This window comes from uncultured Tessaracoccus sp. (genome assembly GCF_947286155.1).
Classification (GTDB): domain Bacteria; phylum Actinomycetota; class Actinomycetes; order Propionibacteriales; family Propionibacteriaceae; genus Arachnia.
On record NZ_CAMYPD010000004.1, the window covers coordinates 33,762 to 55,085 of the forward strand.

The window sequence follows — 21,324 nt, forward strand, 5'->3', positions numbered from 1 at the left end:
TCGAGGAGACTATGCGCGAAATGGTGCCCGTGACCTCATCCCTTGGGGAGGAACTTGTCCAAAGGTTGTGCGCTGGTCGGACAATCGTCCCCATTGCCACTTGATGGGGGACAATGCTGGTTATGCTCCGACCCGTTCCGGCTCCCATCCGAGTCCTCATCGCCGAGGACCACCCTGTCGTCCTCGAAGGATTGCAGGCGATGCTCGGGAAGGAGGCGGACATGGAGCTGGTGGCCGCCGTCGAGCGGGGGCAGGACGTCGTGCCGACCGCTATGACCGTGGAACCCACCGTCGCGGTCCTCCCCCTTCGGATCTCGGGTGCCCGACGGGGCATCTCGCTGTGCCGTGAGTTGAAGCAGCGTGGCGGCTGCGCCGTCGTGATCTTCACGTCGTTCGCACGTGAGATCGACGTGATCCTCGCGCTGCTGGCCGGCGCCGACGCGATCATCTACAAGTCGGCCCCGGCTGACGTCATGACGGCGGCGATTCGCGGGGCAGGCCATAGCGAGCCGATCATCTACCTGGAGTCCGGTGCCACGAAACCCGAACTGGTCGCGACGCGTGAGACCTTCACGGAACGGGAACGAGAGATCCTCGCACTCATGGCCGACGGGCTGACCAACGCGCAGATGGCGGAGGCGCTGTCTATCGAGATGACGACGGTGAAGACCCACGCGCGCAATGTCCTGCGCAAGCTGGGCGTGACGTCGCGGCGCGAGCTGCTCTCCTGATCGAAGCGTCACCACCGCTCCGAGTCGCGGTGTACGAAATTTGTCAGAGGTGACTTCTACCTTGGAATCACGTTGGACGACGTGCTGGGATTCCAGCCACCGCCCGTCGTGGCCATCCCGAATCCCGGGACGGCCGGGTCGAAACCAGGGGATAACCGTGACACAACACCCGTCCGCGCGTTGATCCGGCGCGCCCAGCGTCGGTCCTGCCCAACAGCCTCCGACGTGCGGCCCAACGCCCTACGCGCCCTCGGCGCCCACGCCGAGGAAGCCGTGGTTCAAGCGCAAGCGCTTCATCATCCTGATCGCCGCAGTACTGGCGATGCTCGTCTTCGTCCCTCGTGACGGAGAGTCCGACACGGCCGCAGCGCTCGCCGGCCACCACCAGTACATCCTGCGGCACTGGCACCACATGCTGGCCTCGGCCAACGAGGGCACCGTCTCCGCAGCTTCCCGCATGGTCGCGACCGGTGAGGACTACAACGCCACCGAGGAGAGCGCCGCCGCGTCGCGGTTCTGGGGCGAGTACAACGACGGATCGAGGCCCCGATGACGCGCGTCGGCACTGCTTTCAGTAATTACCTCGACTTGCCCGCCGCCATCACGCTGCGGGAACTGCACGACGTAACCAAGGCCGACGACACGTTCAGTGGCCGCAAAGACTGGCACGGGCGCGTCACGCATCTGATGCGGAGGGATCGCCACGACGAGGTCATCCGCACGATCGACCAAGCGATGCGGGGGGCGTTCCTCTCCCCCGACGCGCACCGGCTCATGGCCCATGCGCTGCATCAGATCGGCCGGGCCGATCGGTCCCGGTTCCACATGTACCTCGCGACGACGGCCGTGGAGATCATCGTCGACTCGGGCAAGAGGACGGCGGATTCGCCTCGCAGGGTCCTACATGCAGCGGACGAGTACCCCGTGCTGCGTGAGCTGGGCCTGCGCTCGCGGTCATGCTGCATGCACGTCGACGGGAGCCGGTTCTTGGACGTGCACCAGCTCGACGACGGCTCGGAGATGTGGTTCGAGGTGATCGCATGAGTTTCACCACCACGTACTCCATGACCAATCCCGCGATCCGCGTGGGCATGGCCGGCTCCCGGACCCAGTCGCTCTCATTCACCGATTACATCGACTACGTCCGGCAGGTTCTTTCACACACTCCCCCGCCGCAACGCCTAGATTTCGGAGACTACGAAGTGGGTCTCGTTGATGATCCGGCTCAGCTCCAACAACTCATCACCCAGAAAGAGAGGGAAGCCGGCCTAGCGAGAGTAGTTGCAGGTTATGCCTGGCCATGGATCAGCAAGAAAGACAACACCAAGTTCGATATCGATCTCGGCCCCGGCGCAACATGGCAGTGGAACACAACCCCGGTTGATTGGGTGAATTCCCCAACGTCTGTGAATGAAGCCGGCTCTATTCACACCATTCAGGGCTATGACCTCAACTACGCGGGCGTCATCATCGGACGTGATTTGCGCTACGACGCGGACACGAAGCAACTCTTCATCGATAGAAACAGCTACTTCGACGTCGCAGGCAAACGCAACAACACCATGGCCGGTGTCGAAACAACTGACGACATGCTGTTTCGGTACATCACCAACATCTACACGGTGTTACTGACCCGTGGCATCAAAGGCACATTCATCCACGCGGTTGATCTGGGCTTACAGCAATACATCGGCAAGTTCCTGCCCACACTCTGAGCCATAAGCCCGCGTCAGTCGACCACCTTGGCAGGAAGCGTCGCGGGCTTGAACGCCGGCCGACGTTCCTCATATGCCGCGATGTCTGCGTCGTGTTGGAGGGTCATCGAGATGTCATCGAGCCCCTCCATGAGGCGGTAGCGCGTGAAGTCGTCGATCTCGAACTCGATCACCTCATCGCCGACGGTGAGTGTGCGGTCGACGAGGCTCACCTCGATCGTGGCGCCCGGGTTGGCTTCAATCCAGCTCCACAGATCCTGCACAGTCTCCTCAGGGACGACGCCGACGACGAGCCCGGCTTTGCCCGCGTTGTTTCGGAAGATGTCGCCGAAGCGGGAGCCGATGATCACCTTGAAGCCGTAGTTCTGCAACGCCCATACGGCGTGCTCACGCGACGAGCCGGTGCCGAAGTCTGGTCCTGGGATCAGGATGGTGCCGTTTTTGAACGCCTCCTGGTTCAGGACGAAGTCGGGGTCGTCGCGCCACGCGGCGAACAGCCCGTCCTCGAAGCCGGTACGGGTGATGCGCTTCAGGTAGACGGCCGGGATGATTTGGTCGGTATCGACGTTGCTGCGGCGCAGCGGAACGGGGACGCCGATGTGGGTAGAGAACTTGTCCATGGGTGTTTCCTTCTCAGAGATCGGCTGGCGAGGACAGGTGGCCCGTCACTGCGGTGGCCGCGGCGACAGCTGGCGACACGAGGTGCGTGCGTCCGCCCTTGCCCTGGCGGCCCTCGAAGTTTCGGTTCGACGTGGATGCGGAGCGCTCCCCCGGGGCGAGCTGGTCGGGATTCATGCCCAGGCACATCGAGCAGCCTGCGGCACGCCACTCCGCGCCGAACTCAAGGAAGATCTTGTCGAGCCCTTCCTCTTCGGCCTGCAGACGCACGCGCGCAGAGCCGGGAACGACGAGCATGCGCACGTCGTCGCTGATCTTCCGCCCCTTCAGCACTTCGGCAGCCAGACGAAGATCCTCGATGCGCCCGTTGGTGCAGGAACCGAGAAAGACGGTGTCGACCTTGATGTCGCGCATCTTCATACCGGGCGTGAGGTCCATGTAATCGAGGGCGCGGCGCACCGTCGTCTTGTCGATCTCGGACTTGAAGTCCTCCGGCGACGGCACCGCTCCCCCGAGCTCCACGCCTTGCCCGGGGTTGGTTCCCCAGGTGACAAACGGCGTGAGCTTGGTGGCGTCGATGTGAATCTCGCGGTCAAATTCGGCGTCGTCGTCAGTGCGCAGGCTCTTCCAATACTCGACGGCCGCATCCCACTCCGCGCCCTCAGGGGCGTGGGGGCGGCCCGCGATGTACTCGAACGTCGTCTCATCGGGCGCGATCATGCCCGCCTTCGCGCCCCACTCGATCGACATGTTGCAGATCGTCATCCGCCCTTCCATGGACAGCGACTCGATCGTCGAACCTCGATACTCGACGATGTACCCCTGACCACCGCCGGTGCCCACCTTCGCGATGAGCGCGAGCACAATGTCTTTCGCGGTGACCCCATCGGGGAGCTCTCCGTCGATGTTCACGGCCATCGTCTTGAGTGCCTTCTGCGGCAGCGTCTGGGTGGCGAGCACGTGCTCCACTTCCGACGTGCCGATCCCGAATGCGAGCGCCCCGAACGCGCCATGCGTCGACGTGTGCGAGTCGCCGCACACGATCGTCATGCCCGGCTGCGTGAGCCCAAGCTGAGGCCCGACGACGTGGACGATGCCCTGATCTTTGTCCCCCAACGAATGGAGCCGGACGCCGAAGTCCTCCGCATTGCGCCGCAACGTCTCAACCTGGGTGCGGCTCGTCGGATCCGCGATGGGTTTGAGGATGTCCACCGTGGGCGTGTTGTGATCTTCAGTGGCGAGCGTGAGGTCGGGACGTCGCACCTTGCGCCCAGCAAGGCGAAGCCCCTCGAATGCCTGGGGGCTGGTCACTTCGTGCACCAGGTGAAGGTCGATGTAGAGCAGATCTGGCTCGTCATCGACGGAACGCGCGACATGCGCGTCCCACACCTTCTGGCTGAGAGTCTTGCCCATGAAATCACCTTCCGATAACGCGTACACCACTACTGTTACTTAACGGTAGGCGGCGCAAACTTGCAGTCCGTATCCTGATATAGCTAGTCTCAGCATATGGACGAAACTAGCAGTGGAGTGGGCGTACTCGACAAGGCAGCTGCCGTGTTGAGCGCCCTCGAACGCCAGCCCCTCACGTTGGCGGGCCTCGTAACGGCGACGGGTCTCGCGCGCCCCACCGCGCACCGGCTCGCCGTGGCGCTCGAATTCCACCGATTCGTGGGCCGCGACCTTCAGGGCCGCTTCGTACTCGGCCCTCGACTCATGGAACTCGCCGACTCCGCCGGGGAAGATCCTCTCCTCTCTACCGCCGGGCCCATCCTCACCCGTCTGCGCGACATCACCGGCGAATCGGCGCAGTTGTTCCGACGCCAGGGCGACGTGCGCGTGTGCGTGGCCGCCGTCGAACGCCCACAAGGCCTGCGCGACACCGTGCCGCTCGGCGCCCAGCTCTCCATGAAGGCTGGGTCTGCCGCTCAGGTGCTGCTGGCGTGGGAAAACCCAGAGAGCATTCAGGCCCTTCTCGAGGGTGCGAGCTTCACCCAGTCAATGCTGCACACCGTCCGACGTCGCGGCTGGGCCCAGTCGGTGGCTGAGCGAGAGCCAGGGGTGGCGAGCGTCTCCGCCCCGGTGCTGGCTCCGTCGGGAAAAATCATTGCCGCAGTCTCGTGTTCCGGGCCAATCGAGCGCCTGTCCCGCTACCCTGGCCGGCTCCACGGCGCAGCTGTCATGGCCGCCGCCGAGCGCCTGAGCGAGGTGCTGAAACGCTCTGGCACCGGCGATTGAACCTGAGTAAGCAAAATGCCTAGCCAAACTTGATTGGCTAGGCATTTTGCTTGGTAGCCCCGACGGGATTTGAACCCGCGCTACCGCCTTGAGAGGGCGGCGTGCTGGACCGCTACACAACGGGGCCGAAGCAGGTGGAGAATCGCTTCTCCGCAGGGGTACCAGGACTCGAACCTGGACTAACTGAACCAGAATCAGTCGGGCTGCCAATTACCCCATACCCCTAGGTTACTGGTGCGTTGGCACGTCGACAGACTCTACACGACGAAATCGCGGCGATGCAACATCACGGAGTCCGCGTCGCGAGGTGCATACGACGAGCTATCCACCCGGCGACGAGCGCGAATAGTACGAAGGTCAACATGTCCCACCCAGCCTTGGCCCAGGTGATCTCCTGCACCGCACGAATCTCGGCCACACTCGTAGTGAAAATGGCGTATCCGAACGCCCCCAAATTGTTCACGACGTGCGCCGCGATGCCCGCTTCCAAGCCGCCCGTCCACAGCACGAGCACCCCAGACACCAATCCGAAGGCCAGCCGGTGCGCAAACAGCGCCGGATTCTGGAGCCCATGCATGAAGGCGAAGATCAGCGACGAGGCCACCACGCCAACCCACACCCTCCCCGCCATCGAGCCGAACGCCTGCAACAGGTAGCCGCGGAAGAACACCTCCTCCGCGAGTGCTTGCAGTGGAGACGACAACAGCACCACGAGCACGAACCAACCCGCGTTCGACTGCCCTGAGTTGAACTGCGGCATGCCTTGCCAGAGAAACGACGCCCACAGCATGGCGTTCAGCAGCACCACCGCGACGAGGAACGTCGCGAGCAAATACCGCCACCGCATGCCCGGTTGCACGGAGAAAGTCCACTCCCCCGCTCGACCATGCACGAACCGCGCCACCACCAGCGCCACGAGCGTGAGCGAGGCCAGGGCGAGATGTCCGGCGAGCAGCCCTTCCGGGATTTCATAGGCGCGCGCCCACTTGGCATACGTCGCAAAATCGTGCACGCCACGAGCCCGAGCGCCGACGAAGAGCACCACCTGCTGCACGACCGGGAGCAGCACCACGTAGCCGCAAAACGCCAACAGGATGCCCATCATCGCCCGGAACGGCTCGACAGGCTGCAGCGCGAGCGCGTAAGGCACGTCGGACGGCGGATCTTCCGGTGCCCCGCGGTGCAGCAGCGTCGGGGCCTGGCTGGGGTGACTCACTCGTCGGCGACCGGATTACTCAACGTGCCGAGCCCGTCGATGGTGATGCTGACCTCGTCGCCGGCGTGCATATCGCCGACGCCTGCCGGGGTGCCGGTGAGGATGAGGTCACCCGGCAGCAGGGTGATCGACTTCGTGAGCTCGACGACGATGTCGGTGATGCCGCGCATCATGTCGCGTGTGTTGCCGTCTTGGCGAAGCTCGTCGCCGACGACGGTCTGGACGCTGAGCTGCGAGGCCTCCTCAATGCTGAGGTGCGTGTTGATCCACGGGCCGAGTGGCAGGAACGTGTCGGCTCCCTTCGCGCGCCACCACTGATTGTCGCTGCGTTGCCAGTCGCGGGCGGTCACATCGTTGGCGATGGTGTACCCGAAGATGACATCCTTCACGCGCTCCGCGGGCACTTCCTTGCAGAACCGACCAATGACGATCGCGAGCTCACCCTCGTAGCTCATTTCGGCGCAGCCGGCGGGCTTAATGATGCTCTCGCCTGGGCCGATCACCGTCGTGTTCGGCTTGAAGAATGCCAACAACTCCGACGGTGCCTCGCCGCCCATTTCCTGCACGTGATCGGCGTAGTTCTTGCCGATGCCGATGATCTTGCTACGCGGAATCACCGGCGAGAGCAGGCGTACGTCGTCGAGGTGGAACCGCTCCCCCGTGTAGTTCACGGGCACCCCGGCTAGCGGGTCTGCGGTGAGCGAGGCGATCGTGTCGGGATGGTCGCCGTCGTCGACCGCCAACTCGATGATGCCGTAAGTGGGCTCCATACCGTCGCGGGTGAATCGTGCAATGCGCATGGGCTCAGCCTATCGTCCCGGCGCGTGCAGCCACAGCCACGAGAAATTGCTCGGCCAAGCGCCGCCCGGCGAGCGCCACCTGCGCATCCACGGCCTCCATTTCGCGCCGGATCGCCGCGCCGTCGCCGCCATGCCCGTTCGTCCACAGTTCCATACGCTCGGGCGACACCTCGGGATGAAACTGCACACCGACAGCCGAGCCGATGCGCATCGCCTGCACTGCACAGCGCGCCGACGACGCAAGCAGCGAGGCGCCGTCGGGGATGCGTGTGACGGCGTCGTTGTGGGATTCCGCGACGATACTCGCGCCGGCACGTGCGAGCTCGCCCACCAGCGGGTCCGACACTGCCTGCTCGCTCCAGACAACTTCCGCCGCGCCTTCTTCGTCGCGCCCGGCAGCAGGCGCCTGCACCTCGCCACCGAACTCGCGGGCGAGGATCTGGTGCCCGAGGCAGATACCGAGTGTGGGAACGTCCGCGTCGACCGCACGCCGCAGCATGCGCATCACCATCGGCAGCCAGGGCGAGGCAGCATCGTCGAGGGCGTTCGCTCGGCCTCCGAGGACGATGAGGCCGTCCGCGAGCTCGGTCTGGAACGCGTCGAGCTGCTCCCACACGCGCCGCACGTCGAGCTTCGCGCCTATGCGGAGCCAGGGTTCAAACCGGTCGAGCGGGCAGAGCTCGTCGAGTTCCAGCACGGTGATGTGCGGCGATGCGCTGCGGGAAGAGTTGGGCATGCCTCGAACGGTAGACCATCGCTGGCCAGATCGCCCAGGTGATGAAACGGCGTGGGCAGGCGGCGCGCCGGTGGCTAGTGTGGCAGGCATGACGCGCAAGAACATCGCAGTGATTGGCGGGGACGGCATCGGCCCCGAGGTGACCACCGAAGCACTCAAGGTGCTGCACGCCGCAGCGCCTGACGCATTCAACTGCACGCACTACGACCTTGGCGCGGAGCGCTGGCAGCGCACCGGCGAGGTGCTTCCCGACTCCGTGCTCGACGAGCTGCGCGGCGCAGACGCGATCGTGCTGGGCGCGGTGGGCGCGGCTCCCGGATCGAAGGCGATCCCGTCGGGGCTCCTGGAACGCGGGTTGTTGCTGCGCCTGCGCTTCGCGTTCGACCACGCCGTGAACCTGCGCCCCTCCACCCTCTATCCGGGGGTGCCGACGCCGCTCGCACCCGAGGTGGTGGAAGGCAAACAGGTCGATTTCGTGGTGGTGCGCGAGGGCACCGAGGGCCTGTACTGCGGCAACGGCGGCGCGGTGCGCGTCGGCACGCCGCATGAAATCGCCACCGAAGTGAGCGTGAATACCGCCTACGGTGTGGAGCGCGTGGTGCGCGACGCGTACGAGCGGGCCAGCCGTCGTCGGGGGAAGCTGACGCTGCTCCACAAGCACAACGTGCTCGTCAACGCGGGCAAGCTCTGGAACCGTGTCGTCGCTGAGATCGGCGAGGAGTTCCCCAACGTCGAGACGAACTATCTGCACATCGACGCGGCCATGATCGCGCTGGTGAAGGATCCGGCGCAGTTCGACGTGATCGTCACCGACAACCTGTTCGGCGACATCGTCACCGACCTCGCCGCCGCCGTCACCGGTGGCATCGGGCTCGCCGCCAGCGCAAATATCAACCCGTCGCGCGAATTCCCGAGCATGTTTGAGCCCGTCCACGGTTCGGCACCCGACATTGCAGGCCAGGGCATCGCCGACCCGACCGCAGCCATCTCCTCGATGGCACTGCTGCTCGATCACCTGGGCAAACACGAACAAGCGGCGCGCGTGCAAGCCGCCGTCGCAGAAGATATCAGCGAACGCGGAGCAGGCCCGGTGCGCACCACCGAGGTCGGCGACCGCATCGCAGGAAGGATCGCATGAAACCCGTCGCAGTCATCACCGGAGCCTCGCGCGGCATCGGCGCAGCCATCGCCCGCGAACTCGTACGCACGCACCACATTTTCGTCGGCGGCACCAACCCCGAGAGCGTGCTGAAGGTCGTCGACGAGTTGGACGACGCCTCGCCGTTCGTCGCCGACCTCAACGACGACGCCGCACTCGCCGCGGCTGCGGAGCAGGTGGAGCGCTGCGACGTGCTCATCCACAGCGCCGGCATCGAAGCGTCCAAGCCCATCGCGGAGACCACGCGCGACGACTTCCGGCAGATCTTCGAGATCAATCTGTTCGCCGTCGCCCAGCTCACCACGCTGCTGCTGCCCAAGCTGCGGGAAGCCCGCGGCCATGTGTTCACCATCAACTCCGGCATGGGCATACGCTCCCGAGCGAACGGCGCACTCTACAGCGGCTCGAAGTTCGCGCTGCGCGCCTTCACCGACGCGCTGCGCGAGGAGGAACGCGGCACCATTCGCGTAACCTCGATCCACCCCGGACGCGTCGACACCGACATGCAGCGCGCCATGCAGGAGCGCGACGGCAACCCGTACCGGCAGGACAAGTACATTCGCCCGGGCGCCATCGCCGATCTCGTCCGACTCGCCGTCGACGCGACGCCCGAGGCAATGATCGAATATCTCGAAGTGCGCCCGGTCGCCACGTCGTAGCAGGCGAGCCGCGGCTGACTACTCGGTTTCGCCTGCCACTTTGATGCGCGTTGCGTTACCACTCAGGTCGGTTTGGAGTATGGGCCCTGGGAAGCCAAACGTAGACTAGTCAGCAACTGTTCGCGCTGGGTGTAACCCCAGCTAGAAAGGATGCGCTCCCGTGGATACACGACGCAAGATCGGCTTGGGCCTCTGGGCTGCCCTCATTGCACTCGGATGCATACTTTCAGTGTTGTTGAACCAAGCCATGGACAGAGCAGATCGATTGCAAATCAGCGGTGCGCCGTCGACGATAGAATGGTGTTTGATCGCCGTATGGCTGCTGCTAGCGCTCGTAACAATCAGCTACACGCTCTGGTTTGCGATCAGCAAGCTTCGACAGCATCGCCAGGGCTAGCCAAGAGCGCTACGTTGCCGACCAGCTGTTCATAGGGCCGCCACCCGGCTCAGGTTCATAGGATCATCGCAACCGGTGGGTTGACAGTACTTCGTGTTGGGTGACGTATTCGAGGCTTTTGCGGGGTCGGCGGTCCAATTGGTCGGCGACGTAGTCAAGGTCTTATTGGCTGTAGCGGCTGAGGTCGGTGCCCTTGTGGAAGAACTGACGCAGCAGGCTGTTGGTGTTTTCGTTGCTGTCTCGTTACCAGCGCAAGTGCCGGGCCGCGAAGTAGACCTCAATGCCAGTAGGGACGCTCACGTTGCGATGAGTGGTCATCTCCTTCCCCTCGATTCCAAGTCAGCCTCGCGCGCAGTGATGCCGGAAGCGCGCCCCGAGCCTCTCGATGAGAGTCTTCTGAGTGGCTTCGACCGGATTCAAACTCCGGTCGAACCATCCAAGGATGAGGAAGGCCGAGTCACGGTCTGCAACTCACGCTTCAACCCGCCTCTGGCTTAGAGATAGATGGTCTTGTGCATGGTCTCGATGCGACCACCCCGCGAACGGCAACAGCCCACCGGGCAGCTGCTGTCGCAGGCTCAGGAACAAACTCTCCAACTCGATGCGAATGCTCCCTCGCCTCAGTAACCAACGGTCCTTCCGTGGCCGCTTGCGCCTGCCACATCAACCTTCTCCGCCGACACTGTTACGCCCCTAGAAGCGCCATCTCGAGGTGCACCCGCGCATCGAAGCGCTGCGCCTGGCTACTCGGTTTCGCCTGCCACGACGTCGGCCTTCCCAACGCGCTGCTTCAACACGTCCAGCAGATCGATGCCGGTGGTGTTTTTCACCAGTTCGACAGTCTGCAACATGTTGTCGTTGACCGTCTTGGGCAGCGCGGAGGCACCGTCGGTGGATACGACGGTGAGCTTGTCGATGGAGCTGAGCGGCGCGGCCACCTTCTCCGCCACCTGCGGCAGCACCTCGATGAGCATCTGCAGCACGGCTGCCTCGTTGTAGTGCGCGAAGGCTTCGGCGCGCTTGTCCATGGCTTCCGCTTCCGCGGTACCGACGGCGGCAACCGCAGCTGCCTTCGCCTCGCCCTCGGCGCGCACAGCTTCGGCCTCCGCGATACGCCGAGCCTTCTCAGCCTCACCGCGCTTCGCACCCTCGAATGCCTCGGCGGTCGCGAGCGCCTGGCGACGAGACTGCTCGCCCTCACCGGAGAGGCGTTGACGCTCGGCATCGGCCTCAGCATCAGCGATCGACGCGGCCTTGCGCGCCTCCGCTTCGTAGATGGACGCCTGGCGCCTCGCCTGCGCCTCCGTCTCAATCTCGTAACGCTTGGCGTCCGCAGGCTTGCGCACCTCGGTGTCGAGCTGGCGCTCCTTCAGCGCAGCCTGCCGCACGGCCACCTTCTCCTGCTCGGTAAGAATGGCCTGGTCACGGTCGGCTTGGGCCAGCGGGCCGGATGCCGCGGCCTGCGCCTTCGCGGCGTCCGTCTCGGCCTGAATCTCGGCTTCCTTCAGCACCAGAGCGCGCTCGGAGATGGCGATCTCCTGCGACGCGGCAATGCGCGCCTGCTCCGCCTCACGGCGAGCGTCGGCTTCGGCGATGGCAGCCAACTGGCCAACCCTCGCGGACTCGGGGCGACCGAGGTCGGAGAGGTAGGTGCCGTCGTCGGTGATGTCCTGAATCTGGAAGGTGTCGAGCACCAGGCCCTGACCTGTGAGCGACGCCTCAGATTCGTCGGCAACCCGCTGCGCGAAGGCGGCGCGGTCACGGATGATCTGCTCGACGGTGAGCGAACCCACGATAGAGCGCAGCGAACCTGCGAGGGTTTCCTGCGTGAACGTCTCGATCTCTTCCTGCTGCATGAGGAAGCGCTGCGCTGCGGCACGGATGGAGTCTTCATTGCCGCCAACCTTGACGATCGCGACGCCGTCGACGTTGAGCTTGATGCCCTGCCCGGACACGGCGTTACGGATCGTCACCATGATGCGGCGCGACGACAAGTCCAGCACGTGTAGACGCTGCACGAACGGGATGACGAACACGCCGCCACCCATGATGACTTTCTGGCCGGACAGGTCGGTGGAGACCAAGCCCGTCTCGGGGTTCGTGACTGCTTTACCCTTCTGACCAGTAATGATGTAGGCCTCGTTGGGACGAGATACCTTGTAGCGGCTCGCAATGAGCCAGAGGATGAGCACGACGAGCAGCACTGCGCCGCCAATACCCAAGACGATCGGTGGAAGTTCGGGCATAGTGTTTCCTTAACCAGGGTGAGGGCCGGAGCCGATGGATGGTGGCGGTGGTAGTTCTTCGACCGAGGTGACTTCGACAGCCGTGGGCGACAGGACACTCGAAATCCAGACCTCGGTACCCGCGGGGATCGCCGTATCGGCCCGAGCAGAACGCTTACGCGAACCTCCGGTGCCGAAGATGCGCACCTCGCCGTAGCCTGACTCCGGGATGTCCGTGATGACGCGCCCAGTGGCACCGACGAGAGAATCCGAGCGGAACGTGGCGGCGTTCTCCCCTCGCTTCAACACACGGGTAAGCGCCGTCGCACCCCACGCCGCCAGCACTCCAGCGATGATGCCAACGACGACGGCAATTCCCGTGATGTCCACGATGCTGAGAGAGATCACTCCCCCAAACCCGAAGGCACCCAGGAACGCCGCAAGGCTGGGGACGGAGAAGAGATCGCCGCCCAGGAAATCGAGGTCAAACACCCCTTCGATGATCTCGCCGAACAGCAGCGACGCCGCGACGATCACCAAACCGACGATGCCAACCGTCAGGAAAATCGCCATGGCCGTCTCCTTCTCTCTCAGCAAGGATATCGGCCACGCGGCCAACGCGTCGACGCGACGGTGCAGGCAGAACTCAGAGCACGCCCTTCACCAGTACGAAGTCGCCGAATGGGCGCTGCTCACCGGTGACCACGACGGCGAATGCCTTCGCAGCGCGATCGTAGAACGAGAAACGCTCGATGGTGCCCACCGACTGCCCCGGGGCCAGGTAGCTTTGCACTGCAGCGATCACGTCCGCGTGCACCGGCGGGATGTCGTCGGGGCCCTCCGTCGTCGCCATCCGTAGCGCCGGCTGATCGACGGCGACGTCGAGCGGCAGCAGAGAACACACGGCGGCAACCATCTGCGGCGCGTCGTAGCCGCGTGCATCCACGACGCGCTGACCAATGCGGTAGGAGGGGAAGTTCCTGTCGGCGATCACGAGCTCGTCGCCGTGACCCATCTGCGCGAGGATGTGCAACAAGTCCGGGCTGATGGCCGGGTCTATCCCCCGCAGCATTACTGTGCGTCCGCTGTCAGGGACGCGACCCACGCGTCCAGCTCGTCGTGCCGGGGCGCGGAATCCGCACTGCCCACACGCGTCACTGAACACGCCGCGGCCACGTTTGCGCGCGCAGCGGCCTCGCGAAGCGGCATTCCCTGCGCGAGCAGCGCCGCGAGGTTGCCAGTAAAGGTGTCGCCGGCGCCGACGGTGTTCACGGCCTTCACCTTGAGCGACGGGACCGTCTGGGTGCCCTCGTCGTCGACGACGAGCGCCCCCTCCTCACCGAGCGTGACGATGAGGTCCAGGTTCATCTTCGCGTGCACAGCCTGCGCCACCTCGTCGATGCTGCACTTCGTGCTGATGCCGATCGACTCGGCCAGCTGAGCGAGTTCGCTCTCATTCGGCAGCAGGAGGTCGACGTGCTCAAGCATCTCGACGGGGATCTCGCGGAAGGGCGCGGGGTTGAGGATCACCGTCTTGCCCGCATCGTGCGCAATCTGCGCGGCGGCCTGGTTCGCGTCGTCTGGAACCTCCAGCTGCATCACGACCACGCGCGCCGCGCGAATCTGCTCCGCTTGCTCCTGCACCTGCTCAGCGTGGAGCTCGAGGTTCGAACGCGGGATGATGACGATGCAGTTTTGCCCCTCGTCGTCGACCATCGGCAAACCGACACCGGTGCCCACCTCGCCGTCGATGCTCACCCCGGACGCGTCTACTCCTTCGCGCTCCAGCCAGGTGCGGAACTCCTCGCCGTAAGCGTCGTCGCCGACTCGTCCGACCATCGCCACCGAGACACCCGCACGCGCCGCCGCGATGGCCTGGTTGAAGCCCTTGCCACCGGGCGTCATCGTGAACGAAGAACCGGTGATGGTCTCCCCCGGCTTGGGGAATCGCGGGGTGCGGGCGATGAGGTCCATCATGAAGGACCCCACGATGCAAACGTCGCTCATGCCTTGCTCCCGGGGACGAGATCGTCGGCATCCAGCGCCTGGCCGAGCGAGCCGCCGACGTGGTGCAGGGCGAAGTCGTCCTTGGTGAAGCCGCTGTGGGTCATGAGTGCGGCAGCGAGCGCGTCGCCGATCGCGAGGGTTGCCGTCGTGGATGCGGTGGGGGCCAGATCCAGCGGGTCGGCTTCTGTGTCCATGGCCAGCTTGATGGTGATCTGCGCACCCTTGGCCAGCGGCGAGGATTCGTCGCGAGTGATGGCCACGACGGGAATGTTGCGGTGGTTCAGCACCTGCACGAAGCGGACGACTTCCGCGGTCTTGCCGGAGTTGGAAATGGCGATGACCACGTCATCCTCCGTCACCATGCCTGCGTCACCGTGCAGGGCTTCCGTGCTGTGCACGAAGAACGACGGGGTGCCGGTGCTCGCGAAGGTGGCGGCCATCTTCGAGGCGATGTGCCCCGACTTGCCGATGCCCGTCATGATGAGCCTGCCGCGCATGCCGACGATGAGTTCGAGCAGCTGCGGCAGCACCGCCTTGAGCGGATCGATCTGCCGCTGCAGCGTGGCGATCTCAATCTCGATGGCGCGTTGGGCGGCGGCGACGGCGTCGTCGAACGAACCCGTGGCTGCTTTCGTGGCTGGTGCAGACATGTGATACCTCTTCCGTTCGCGTCGAGTTCTCGACGGCAGCGATACAGCAAGCCGAGAACTCACTCACTGCAATCATGACAGAAATCGATTACAGCTACAAGGTTGGGTGCCGAATCATCCCCACATTTGGGGTGCCGGCGTGTCGATAATCACGGTGTTTGCAGTGTCGCCACCCGACGTCATCCGGCTTTGCAGCAGCAACCACGCTTCGCGCGCCAACTCACCGACGGGTAGCGGCGTGATTTGCACTTGACCCGACATCGACGTCGCAAACGGCAACTCCCCAATGACGCCAACAATGGTGTCGGAGTCCCCTCTCGCAGCGAGCTCCCTCAACACCCCAACCCCGGCCAGGTTATTCGTCGCGAGAATGGCGTCTGGTGGGTTTGGAAGGTCGAGCAGCTGCGCCGCGGCGTGGCGTCCGCCTTCGACGCGGAAGTCGGCATGGATGAGCAAGTCACCGTCGACGAGGTAGCCACGCTCTTTCAGAGTTTCACGCCACCCTTCGGCACGCTTCTCCGCCGTGGAGAGCCTCGACGGGCCAGTCACGCAGGCGATGCGTGTGCAACCCGCCTCGGCGAGGTGGTTCGTCGCCACTGTTCCAAGTTCTCGGTTGTTGAACCGCACCGACGGGTACTCCCCCGGCAGCTCGCGGTCGACGGCGACGACGGCCATGCCGCGCTCCACAAGCGGCCGCAGGTCGGTGGAGTCGGACGCGGGAAAGACGATCACTCCCGCCATCTGCGAATCGATGGCCACTTGGAGGTACCGCGCTTCCTTGGCAGGATCCTCGTCGGAGTTGCACAGCACGATGGAGAGCCCCTGCTCGTGGGCTTTGTCTTCCACGGTTCTGGCGAAGGTGGTGAAGAACGGGTTTTCGATATCCGCGACGATGAGGCCCACCACGTCCGATGTGCGTCGTCGCAGCGTCCGCGCGGCACGGTTCGGGGCGTATCCAAGCTTCTCGACGGCGCTTCGCACTGCTGCCTGGGCTTCCGGCCGCACGTTCGCGCCGTTCAGCACGCGCGAGACGGTCGCCACTGACACGCCCGCTTCCTGCGCGACGTCGATCATCCGCACCATGGGATCACACCCTCGTTCACCTCGTCGTTCACGAGCTCAGTGTGTCACGAACGGTGAACACACCGCCGGGGTACACGAGGCTGTGTAACCCAATATCCACACGCGTTTGCGAAATCGGCCCAAAATGAGCTGTTTCGACAAACGCGTGTGGATATCGGGTTAATTGGGAGCCGGTCACGGCTCTCGACGACACTTAGCGGCCGGCTTCGCCTTCGCTGTAATCGTCGGAGACCTTCGACCAGGAGTAGAGCTTGCGCAGCTCGCGGCCTACGGACTCAATCTGCTGGCCCTGGCCCTCCTCGCGAAGCTTCTTGAACTCAGGGGCGCCGGCGTCCTGGTCGTCGATGAAGCGCTTCGCAAACGCGCCCGACTGGATGTCCGCCAGCACGGCCTTCATGTTCTCACGCACGTGATCGTCGATGACGCGCGGGCCGGAGACGTAGTCGCCGTACTCCGCTGTGTCAGAGATCGACCAGCGCTGCTTGGTGATGCCACCCTCGATCATGAGGTCGACGATCATCTTGAGCTCGTGGAGGCACTCGAAGTAGGCGATCTCGGGCTGGTATCCAGCCTCGACGAGCGTCTCGAACCCGGCCTGCACCAGCGCCGACGCGCCGCCGCACAGCACAGCCTGCTCGCCGAAGAGGTCCGTCTCGGTCTCCTCAGTAAAGGTGGTCTTGATGCCGCCAGCGCGGAGAGCACCGATGGCCTTCGCGTACGCAAGCGCGAGCGGCCAAGCGTTCCCCGACTCATCCTTCTCAACAGCGATGATGGCCGGAACACCGCGCCCATCTACGTACTCACGACGCACGATGTGGCCCGGGCCCTTCGGCGCCACCATGCACACGTCCACACCGGCCGGGGGCTGAATGTAGTCGTAGCGGATGTTGAAGCCGTGCGCGAAGAACAGCGCGTCGCCCTCCGCGAGGTGCGGGGCGATCTCTTCCGCGTAGAGGGTGCGCTGCACCTGGTCGGGAGCGAGCACCATGATGAGATCCGCTTCCTCAACGGCCTCCGAGACGGGGAGCACCCGGAGTCCCTCGGCTTCTGCCTTCGCCGCAGACTTGGAGCCCTCACGCAGACCGACACGCACGTCCACGCCCGAGTCGCGCAAGCTGAGCGCGTGAGCGTGACCCTGCGAACCGTAGCCGATGACGGCCACGTGGCGGCCCTGGATCACCGAAAGGTCAGCGTCGTCGTCGTAAAACATCTCTGCCATGTGTGTTTCCTAACTTATTTGTGGGACTTGATGGACATGGCCTTCGCGCCGCGCCCCAGCGCGACATGGCCGGATTGGGCAAGCTCTTGAATGCCGTGCGGTGCCAGCATATTGAGCAGCGCCTCAAGTTTGTCTGTGCTGCCCGTGGCCTCGATCGTGATGGAGTCGTTGGACACGTCCACAGCCTTGCCGCGGAAGAGGCCCACGACGTCGATAATCTGGCTGCGGCTCGTCACGTCGGCCTTCACCTTCACCAAGATCATCTGCCTGCGCACGGCGTTGGATTCGAGTTCGAGCACTTTACGCACCTCAATCAGCTTGTTGAGCTGCTTCACGATCTGCTCGAGCGCGGCCTCGTCGTCGACATTCGCGACGACCGTCATGCGCGAAATCCCTTCGCGCTCGGTCTCGCCGACGGCGAGAGACTCGATATTGAACCCCCGACGGGAAAACAGCGCGGCGATGCGCGTCAGGACGCCCGGGCGGTCTGACACCAGGATGCTGAGCGTGTGCGTGTTCACAGGATCTCTTCTTCCCATTCGGGCGCCATGTCACGCGCCACTTTGATTTCATCATTGCTGACGCCGGCAGGCACCATTGGCCACACCATGGCGTCCTTCTCGACGACGAATTCGACGACGACGGGGCGATCGTTGATCTCCATCGCCTTGCTGATCGCGTCCTCCATCTCTTCCTCGTTGGTGGCACGAAACGCGGCGCAGCCCATCGCTTCGGCCAGCATCGGGAAGTTGGGCCAGTTCTCGGTGAGGAGGTCGGTGTTCGAGTAGCGGCCCTCGTAGAACAAGCTCTGCCACTGCCGCACCATGCCCAGCACGTTGTTATTGATGACGGCGATCTTCACCGGAATCTGGTTCACCGCGCAGGTGACGAGCTCCTGGTTGGTCATCTGGAAGCACCCGTCACCGTCGATGCCCCAGACTGTGCGGTCGGGGTTGGCCACCTTCGCACCCATCGCGGCGGGAACGCAGAAGCCCATCGTGCCCGCGCCGCCGGAGTTCAGGAAGGAGTGAGGCCTCTCGTGCGGCAGGAAGTGCGCGGACCACATCTGGTGCTGCCCCACGCCCGTGACAAAAATCGTGTCGTCCGGTGCGCGCTGCCCAAGCCGCTGAATCACTTCCTGCGGGGAGAGTTTGCCGTCGGCGGGCTCATCCCAGCGAGGCTGGTAGCGCTCCTTCATCCCGCGCAGAAGCGCCACCCACGCGGAGGTGTCCGGGGCCTTCTGGGTGCGCAGCTGCTCGATCAGGCTTTGCAGGGTGAGTTTCACGTCGCCGACGATGGGCACGTCGACGGGAACGTTCTTGCCAATCTCCGCCGGATCGATATCCGCGTGGATGACCTTCGCCCCCGGTGCGAAACTGGACACGAGCCCGGTGACGCGGTCGTCGAACCGGGTGCCGAGCGCGACGAGGAGGTCGGCCTTCTGGAGCGCCCCCACCGCTGCGACGGTGCCGTGCATGCCCGGCATACCCATGTGGAGATCGTGGCTGTCCGGGAACACGCCGCGAGCCATCAGCGTCGTGACCACCGGAATGTTAGTCATCTCAGCGAGCTGAGCCAGCTCGTCGTAGGCTTTGGCGGCCATAACTCCGCCTCCGACGTAGAGCACCGGGCGCTTGGACGCGGAGATCAGCCTTGCTGCTGCTCGGATCTGACGACCGTGCGGGGTGACCGTCGGTTTGTAGCCCGGCAGGTCCATTTCTTCTGGCCAGCGGAATTCCGCGGTGTTCGCGAGCGCGTCCTTGGCAATGTCGACGAGCACCGGCCCCTTGCGTCCCGTGCTCGCGATGTGGAACGCCTCCTGAATGGCCAGCGGGATGTCTTCCGTGCGCTTCACGAGGAAGCTGTGCTTGGTGATCGGCATCGTGATGCCGTGGATGTCGGCCTCCTGGAAGGCGTCGGTGCCAATTGCGGCCGAGTTCACCTGCCCCGTGATCGCGACGAGCGGCGTCGAATCCATGTAGGCGTTGGCGATGGGAGTGACGAGGTTCGTCGCGCCCGGCCCCGACGTCGCGATACACACGCCCACCTCACCTGAGGTCATGGCGTAGCCCTCCGCAGCGTGCCCAGCACCCTGTTCGTGCCGGGTGAGGATGTGGCGGATTGAGGAATCCATGAGCGGGTCATAGGCGGGAAGAATGGCTCCCCCAGGAATGCCGAACGCTACCTGTACGCCCACGCGCTCCAGCGACTCGACAAGTGCCTGCGCACCCGTGAGCAGTTCACCGTCCTGCTTAGCCATGGGATTCCCTTCTGCTTGTGTCACCTAATAAAAAACCCCCGAGGCCAGGTGGCACACGAGGGAGCGCTTCGATCGTTTCGGGCGAAGCGCTGCTAGATAATTACGAGGTGACGAGTGGTCATGCGGCAACTCTCGCGCATGACCATCATCATCGTCAACCATGTCTCAGGATGTGGACCATTTGCCGACGAGTTCGCCGCTGTCAGCGCCATCAACGATGCGGCGGTGGGTGTCGTCGACGGATTCTGTCACCTCGCCGCGCATGGCGGGGACTCCGGGGTTATCCGCGTAGCGCGGAATGACGTGGATGTGGGTGTGGAAGACCTCCTGGCCGGCGTCGGCGCCCGCGTTGGCCAGCACATTGACCGCCGTCGCGCCGAGGCGCTGCTTCAACAGCGCGCCGACACGAGCCACCGTCGGGGCGATCTCGGCGAGCACGGCGTCGTCTTCAAGCACGTCGGTGCTGTGGCGACGGGGCACCACCAGCGTGTGCCCCACCTGCCAAGGCGCGATGTCAAGGAAGGCGACGGCGTGCTCGTCGGCGTGGACGAGCTTCGACGGAATCTCGCCGGCGATGATTTTGCAAAACAGGCAATCCATGCTGCCATCCTATCGCCGGGCGGAGAGGCGATCAGCGAACTTCGAAGCCTGCCGAACGCAAGCCTTCCTTGACGTCAGTGATGCGCAAGGTGCCAAAGTGGAACACGCTTGCGGCGAGCACGGCGTCGGCTCCGGCACGGGCTGCGTCGACGAAATGCTCGACGGTGCCAGCGCCGCCGGAGGCGATGATGGGGCAGGTGACGACGTCGCGCACCGCCTTGATCATCTCGATGTCGAAGCCGTCTTTCGTGCCATCGGCGTCCATCGAGTTGAGCAGGATCTCTCCAACGCCGCGACGGGCCGCGTCGCGCGCCCAGGTGAGCAGGTCGATGCCGGCAGATTTGGTGCCACCGTGGGTGGTGACGCCGAATCCCGACGGCATGGGGGGATCTCGTCGGGCGTCGAGCGAGAGGATGAGCACCTGCCGGCCGAACCGCTCTCGGATCTCGTCGATGACGGTGGGGCGGGCGAGCGCGCCGGTATTGATACTCACCTTGTCGGCTCCGCAGCGCAAGAGCTGGTCGACGTCGTCCACGGACCTAACGCCACCGCCGACACCCAGCGGGATGAAGACGTTCTCCGCGCAGCGCTGCACGACATCGCGGGTGGTGCTGCGCCCCTCGGAGGAGGCTGAGACGTCGAGGAAAATGAGTTCGTCGGCGCCCTCGTCGTTGTACTTGGCAGCGAGTTCGACGGGGTCACCCGCGTCCCGCAGGTTCATGAAGTTCACACCTTTGACTACACGCCCGCCATCAACGTCGAGGCAAGGAATCACGCGCACGGAAACACCCATGGGGAATAACGTAGCGCCCCCGCCGATAAGGTGGTGTGGCTGTCGTCATTGCGAGACGGGATTTCGATACGCCCGCTACGCGGGCTACTCAATCACCGGGGGGCGGCCAACACCCGACCGTCGAGTAGGCCCGAAGGGCCGTATCGGGGCGTGCCGCGCGAAAAAACTTCATAATCCGTACGCAGATGCGATGAAGGGCCTGATTTAGGGGTGTTAGA

Annotated in this window: 24 protein-coding genes and 2 tRNA genes; 8 read left to right on the forward strand and 18 right to left on the reverse strand. The window is 64.4% G+C overall.

The features are described 5' to 3' along the window. Positions 1 to 122 precede the first annotated feature (122 nt). The 4 genes from Q0X68_RS01795 to Q0X68_RS01810 all read left to right on the forward strand — a co-directional run bounded on the left by Q0X68_RS01795 (position 123) and on the right by Q0X68_RS01810 (position 2,446). A complete protein-coding gene (locus Q0X68_RS01795; protein ID WP_297746691.1) occupies positions 123 to 731 on the forward strand; it encodes a response regulator transcription factor in 609 nt (202 codons plus the stop codon). Positions 732 to 1,053: 322 nt separating this feature from the next. Next, positions 1,054 to 1,284, forward strand: coding sequence for a hypothetical protein (locus Q0X68_RS01800; RefSeq protein WP_297746694.1), 231 nt, complete (start codon positions 1,054 to 1,056; stop codon positions 1,282 to 1,284). After that, positions 1,281 to 1,775, forward strand: a complete 495-nt coding sequence (locus Q0X68_RS01805; RefSeq protein ID WP_297746697.1) for a hypothetical protein — start codon at positions 1,281 to 1,283, stop codon at positions 1,773 to 1,775. The genes Q0X68_RS01800 and Q0X68_RS01805 overlap by 4 nt, the downstream gene beginning before the upstream one ends. Continuing rightward, positions 1,772 to 2,446 carry a DNA/RNA helicase domain-containing protein gene (locus Q0X68_RS01810; protein ID WP_297746700.1) on the forward strand — a complete coding sequence of 225 codons (675 nt, stop codon included), beginning with the start codon at positions 1,772 to 1,774 and terminating at the stop codon, positions 2,444 to 2,446. The genes Q0X68_RS01805 and Q0X68_RS01810 overlap by 4 nt, the downstream gene beginning before the upstream one ends. 14 nt (positions 2,447 to 2,460) lie before the next feature. Here the strand turns inward: Q0X68_RS01810 and leuD are convergent, their stop codons facing one another. Both leuD and leuC read right to left on the reverse strand, forming a co-directional pair. After that, positions 2,461 to 3,066 carry a 3-isopropylmalate dehydratase small subunit gene (gene leuD, locus Q0X68_RS01815; protein ID WP_297746703.1) on the reverse strand — a complete coding sequence of 202 codons (606 nt, stop codon included), beginning with the start codon at positions 3,064 to 3,066 and terminating at the stop codon, positions 2,461 to 2,463. 13 nt (positions 3,067 to 3,079) lie between these two features. Then, complete coding sequence (leuC, locus tag Q0X68_RS01820) at positions 3,080 to 4,477, reverse strand: 3-isopropylmalate dehydratase large subunit (protein WP_297746706.1); 1,398 nt, start codon at positions 4,475 to 4,477, stop codon at positions 3,080 to 3,082. 96 nt (positions 4,478 to 4,573) lie between these two features. Here leuC and Q0X68_RS01825 point away from each other — a divergent pair, with 96 nt between their 5' ends. Next, positions 4,574 to 5,302: an IclR family transcriptional regulator gene (locus Q0X68_RS01825; RefSeq protein ID WP_297746710.1), complete on the forward strand. Its 729-nt coding sequence runs from the start codon at positions 4,574 to 4,576 to the stop codon at positions 5,300 to 5,302. A gap of 51 nt (positions 5,303 to 5,353) precedes the next feature. Here the strand turns inward: Q0X68_RS01825 and Q0X68_RS01830 are convergent. The 5 genes from Q0X68_RS01830 to Q0X68_RS01850 all read right to left on the reverse strand — a co-directional run bounded on the left by Q0X68_RS01830 (position 5,354) and on the right by Q0X68_RS01850 (position 8,054). Next, a tRNA-Glu gene (locus Q0X68_RS01830) sits at positions 5,354 to 5,429 on the reverse strand. Positions 5,430 to 5,455: 26 nt separating this feature from the next. After that, positions 5,456 to 5,527, reverse strand: a tRNA-Gln gene (locus Q0X68_RS01835). A gap of 61 nt (positions 5,528 to 5,588) precedes the next feature. Continuing rightward, a complete protein-coding gene (locus Q0X68_RS01840) occupies positions 5,589 to 6,518 on the reverse strand; it encodes a CPBP family intramembrane glutamic endopeptidase (protein ID WP_297746713.1) in 930 nt (309 codons plus the stop codon). Beyond that, entirely contained in the window at positions 6,515 to 7,318 is an 804-nt protein-coding gene (locus Q0X68_RS01845; protein ID WP_297746716.1) for a fumarylacetoacetate hydrolase family protein, read from the reverse strand. The genes Q0X68_RS01840 and Q0X68_RS01845 overlap by 4 nt, the downstream gene beginning before the upstream one ends. Before the next feature lie 4 nt (positions 7,319 to 7,322). Then, positions 7,323 to 8,054 (reverse strand): type 1 glutamine amidotransferase, encoded by a 732-nt coding sequence (locus tag Q0X68_RS01850; RefSeq protein WP_297746719.1) that lies wholly within the window; start codon positions 8,052 to 8,054, stop codon positions 7,323 to 7,325. Between the two features lie 88 nt (positions 8,055 to 8,142). Here Q0X68_RS01850 and Q0X68_RS01855 point away from each other — a divergent pair, with 88 nt between their 5' ends. From Q0X68_RS01855 to Q0X68_RS01865, 3 genes are all read left to right on the forward strand, one after another. Continuing rightward, the gene (locus tag Q0X68_RS01855) at positions 8,143 to 9,192 is read left to right on the forward strand and encodes a 3-isopropylmalate dehydrogenase (RefSeq protein ID WP_297746722.1); all 1,050 of its coding nucleotides are present in this window, start codon (positions 8,143 to 8,145) and stop codon (positions 9,190 to 9,192) included. Next, positions 9,189 to 9,872 carry an SDR family oxidoreductase gene (locus tag Q0X68_RS01860; protein WP_297746726.1) on the forward strand — a complete coding sequence of 228 codons (684 nt, stop codon included), beginning with the start codon at positions 9,189 to 9,191 and terminating at the stop codon, positions 9,870 to 9,872. The genes Q0X68_RS01855 and Q0X68_RS01860 overlap by 4 nt, the downstream gene beginning before the upstream one ends. A 493-nt stretch (positions 9,873 to 10,365) precedes the next feature. Beyond that, complete coding sequence (locus tag Q0X68_RS01865) at positions 10,366 to 10,767, forward strand: hypothetical protein (protein WP_297746729.1); 402 nt, start codon at positions 10,366 to 10,368, stop codon at positions 10,765 to 10,767. A 245-nt stretch (positions 10,768 to 11,012) separates the two neighbouring features. On the opposite strand, the gene Q0X68_RS01870 is transcribed toward Q0X68_RS01865, so the two are convergent. The 11 genes from Q0X68_RS01870 to hisF all read right to left on the reverse strand — a co-directional run bounded on the left by Q0X68_RS01870 (position 11,013) and on the right by hisF (position 21,106). Beyond that, on the reverse strand, positions 11,013 to 12,515 hold the full coding sequence (locus tag Q0X68_RS01870) for a flotillin family protein (protein ID WP_297746732.1): 1,503 nt from the start codon (positions 12,513 to 12,515) through the stop codon (positions 11,013 to 11,015). Positions 12,516 to 12,524: 9 nt separating this feature from the next. After that, a complete protein-coding gene (locus Q0X68_RS01875; protein ID WP_297746735.1) occupies positions 12,525 to 13,067 on the reverse strand; it encodes an NfeD family protein in 543 nt (180 codons plus the stop codon). A gap of 73 nt (positions 13,068 to 13,140) precedes the next feature. Next, a complete protein-coding gene (locus Q0X68_RS01880; RefSeq protein ID WP_297746737.1) occupies positions 13,141 to 13,566 on the reverse strand; it encodes an RbsD/FucU family protein in 426 nt (141 codons plus the stop codon). Continuing rightward, entirely contained in the window at positions 13,566 to 14,501 is a 936-nt protein-coding gene (rbsK, locus tag Q0X68_RS01885) for a ribokinase (protein WP_297746740.1), read from the reverse strand. The genes Q0X68_RS01880 and rbsK overlap by 1 nt, the downstream gene beginning before the upstream one ends. Then, positions 14,498 to 15,151: an SIS domain-containing protein gene (locus Q0X68_RS01890; RefSeq protein WP_297746743.1), complete on the reverse strand. Its 654-nt coding sequence runs from the start codon at positions 15,149 to 15,151 to the stop codon at positions 14,498 to 14,500. The genes rbsK and Q0X68_RS01890 overlap by 4 nt, the downstream gene beginning before the upstream one ends. 114 nt (positions 15,152 to 15,265) lie before the next feature. Beyond that, positions 15,266 to 16,234: a LacI family DNA-binding transcriptional regulator gene (locus Q0X68_RS01895; RefSeq protein WP_297746746.1), complete on the reverse strand. Its 969-nt coding sequence runs from the start codon at positions 16,232 to 16,234 to the stop codon at positions 15,266 to 15,268. A 193-nt stretch (positions 16,235 to 16,427) separates the two neighbouring features. Further along, complete coding sequence (gene ilvC / locus Q0X68_RS01900) at positions 16,428 to 17,453, reverse strand: ketol-acid reductoisomerase (RefSeq protein WP_297746748.1); 1,026 nt, start codon at positions 17,451 to 17,453, stop codon at positions 16,428 to 16,430. 14 nt (positions 17,454 to 17,467) lie between these two features. Next, the gene (gene ilvN / locus Q0X68_RS01905; RefSeq protein WP_108872248.1) at positions 17,468 to 17,974 is read right to left on the reverse strand and encodes an acetolactate synthase small subunit; all 507 of its coding nucleotides are present in this window, start codon (positions 17,972 to 17,974) and stop codon (positions 17,468 to 17,470) included. Then, positions 17,971 to 19,713, reverse strand: coding sequence for an acetolactate synthase large subunit (locus tag Q0X68_RS01910; protein WP_297746754.1), 1,743 nt, complete (start codon positions 19,711 to 19,713; stop codon positions 17,971 to 17,973). The genes ilvN and Q0X68_RS01910 overlap by 4 nt, the downstream gene beginning before the upstream one ends. A gap of 165 nt (positions 19,714 to 19,878) precedes the next feature. After that, on the reverse strand, positions 19,879 to 20,313 hold the full coding sequence (locus Q0X68_RS01915) for an HIT family protein (RefSeq protein ID WP_297746757.1): 435 nt from the start codon (positions 20,311 to 20,313) through the stop codon (positions 19,879 to 19,881). Between the two features lie 31 nt (positions 20,314 to 20,344). Beyond that, positions 20,345 to 21,106, reverse strand: a complete 762-nt coding sequence (gene hisF / locus Q0X68_RS01920; RefSeq protein WP_297746760.1) for an imidazole glycerol phosphate synthase subunit HisF — start codon at positions 21,104 to 21,106, stop codon at positions 20,345 to 20,347. Between the last annotated feature and the right edge of the window lie 218 nt (positions 21,107 to 21,324).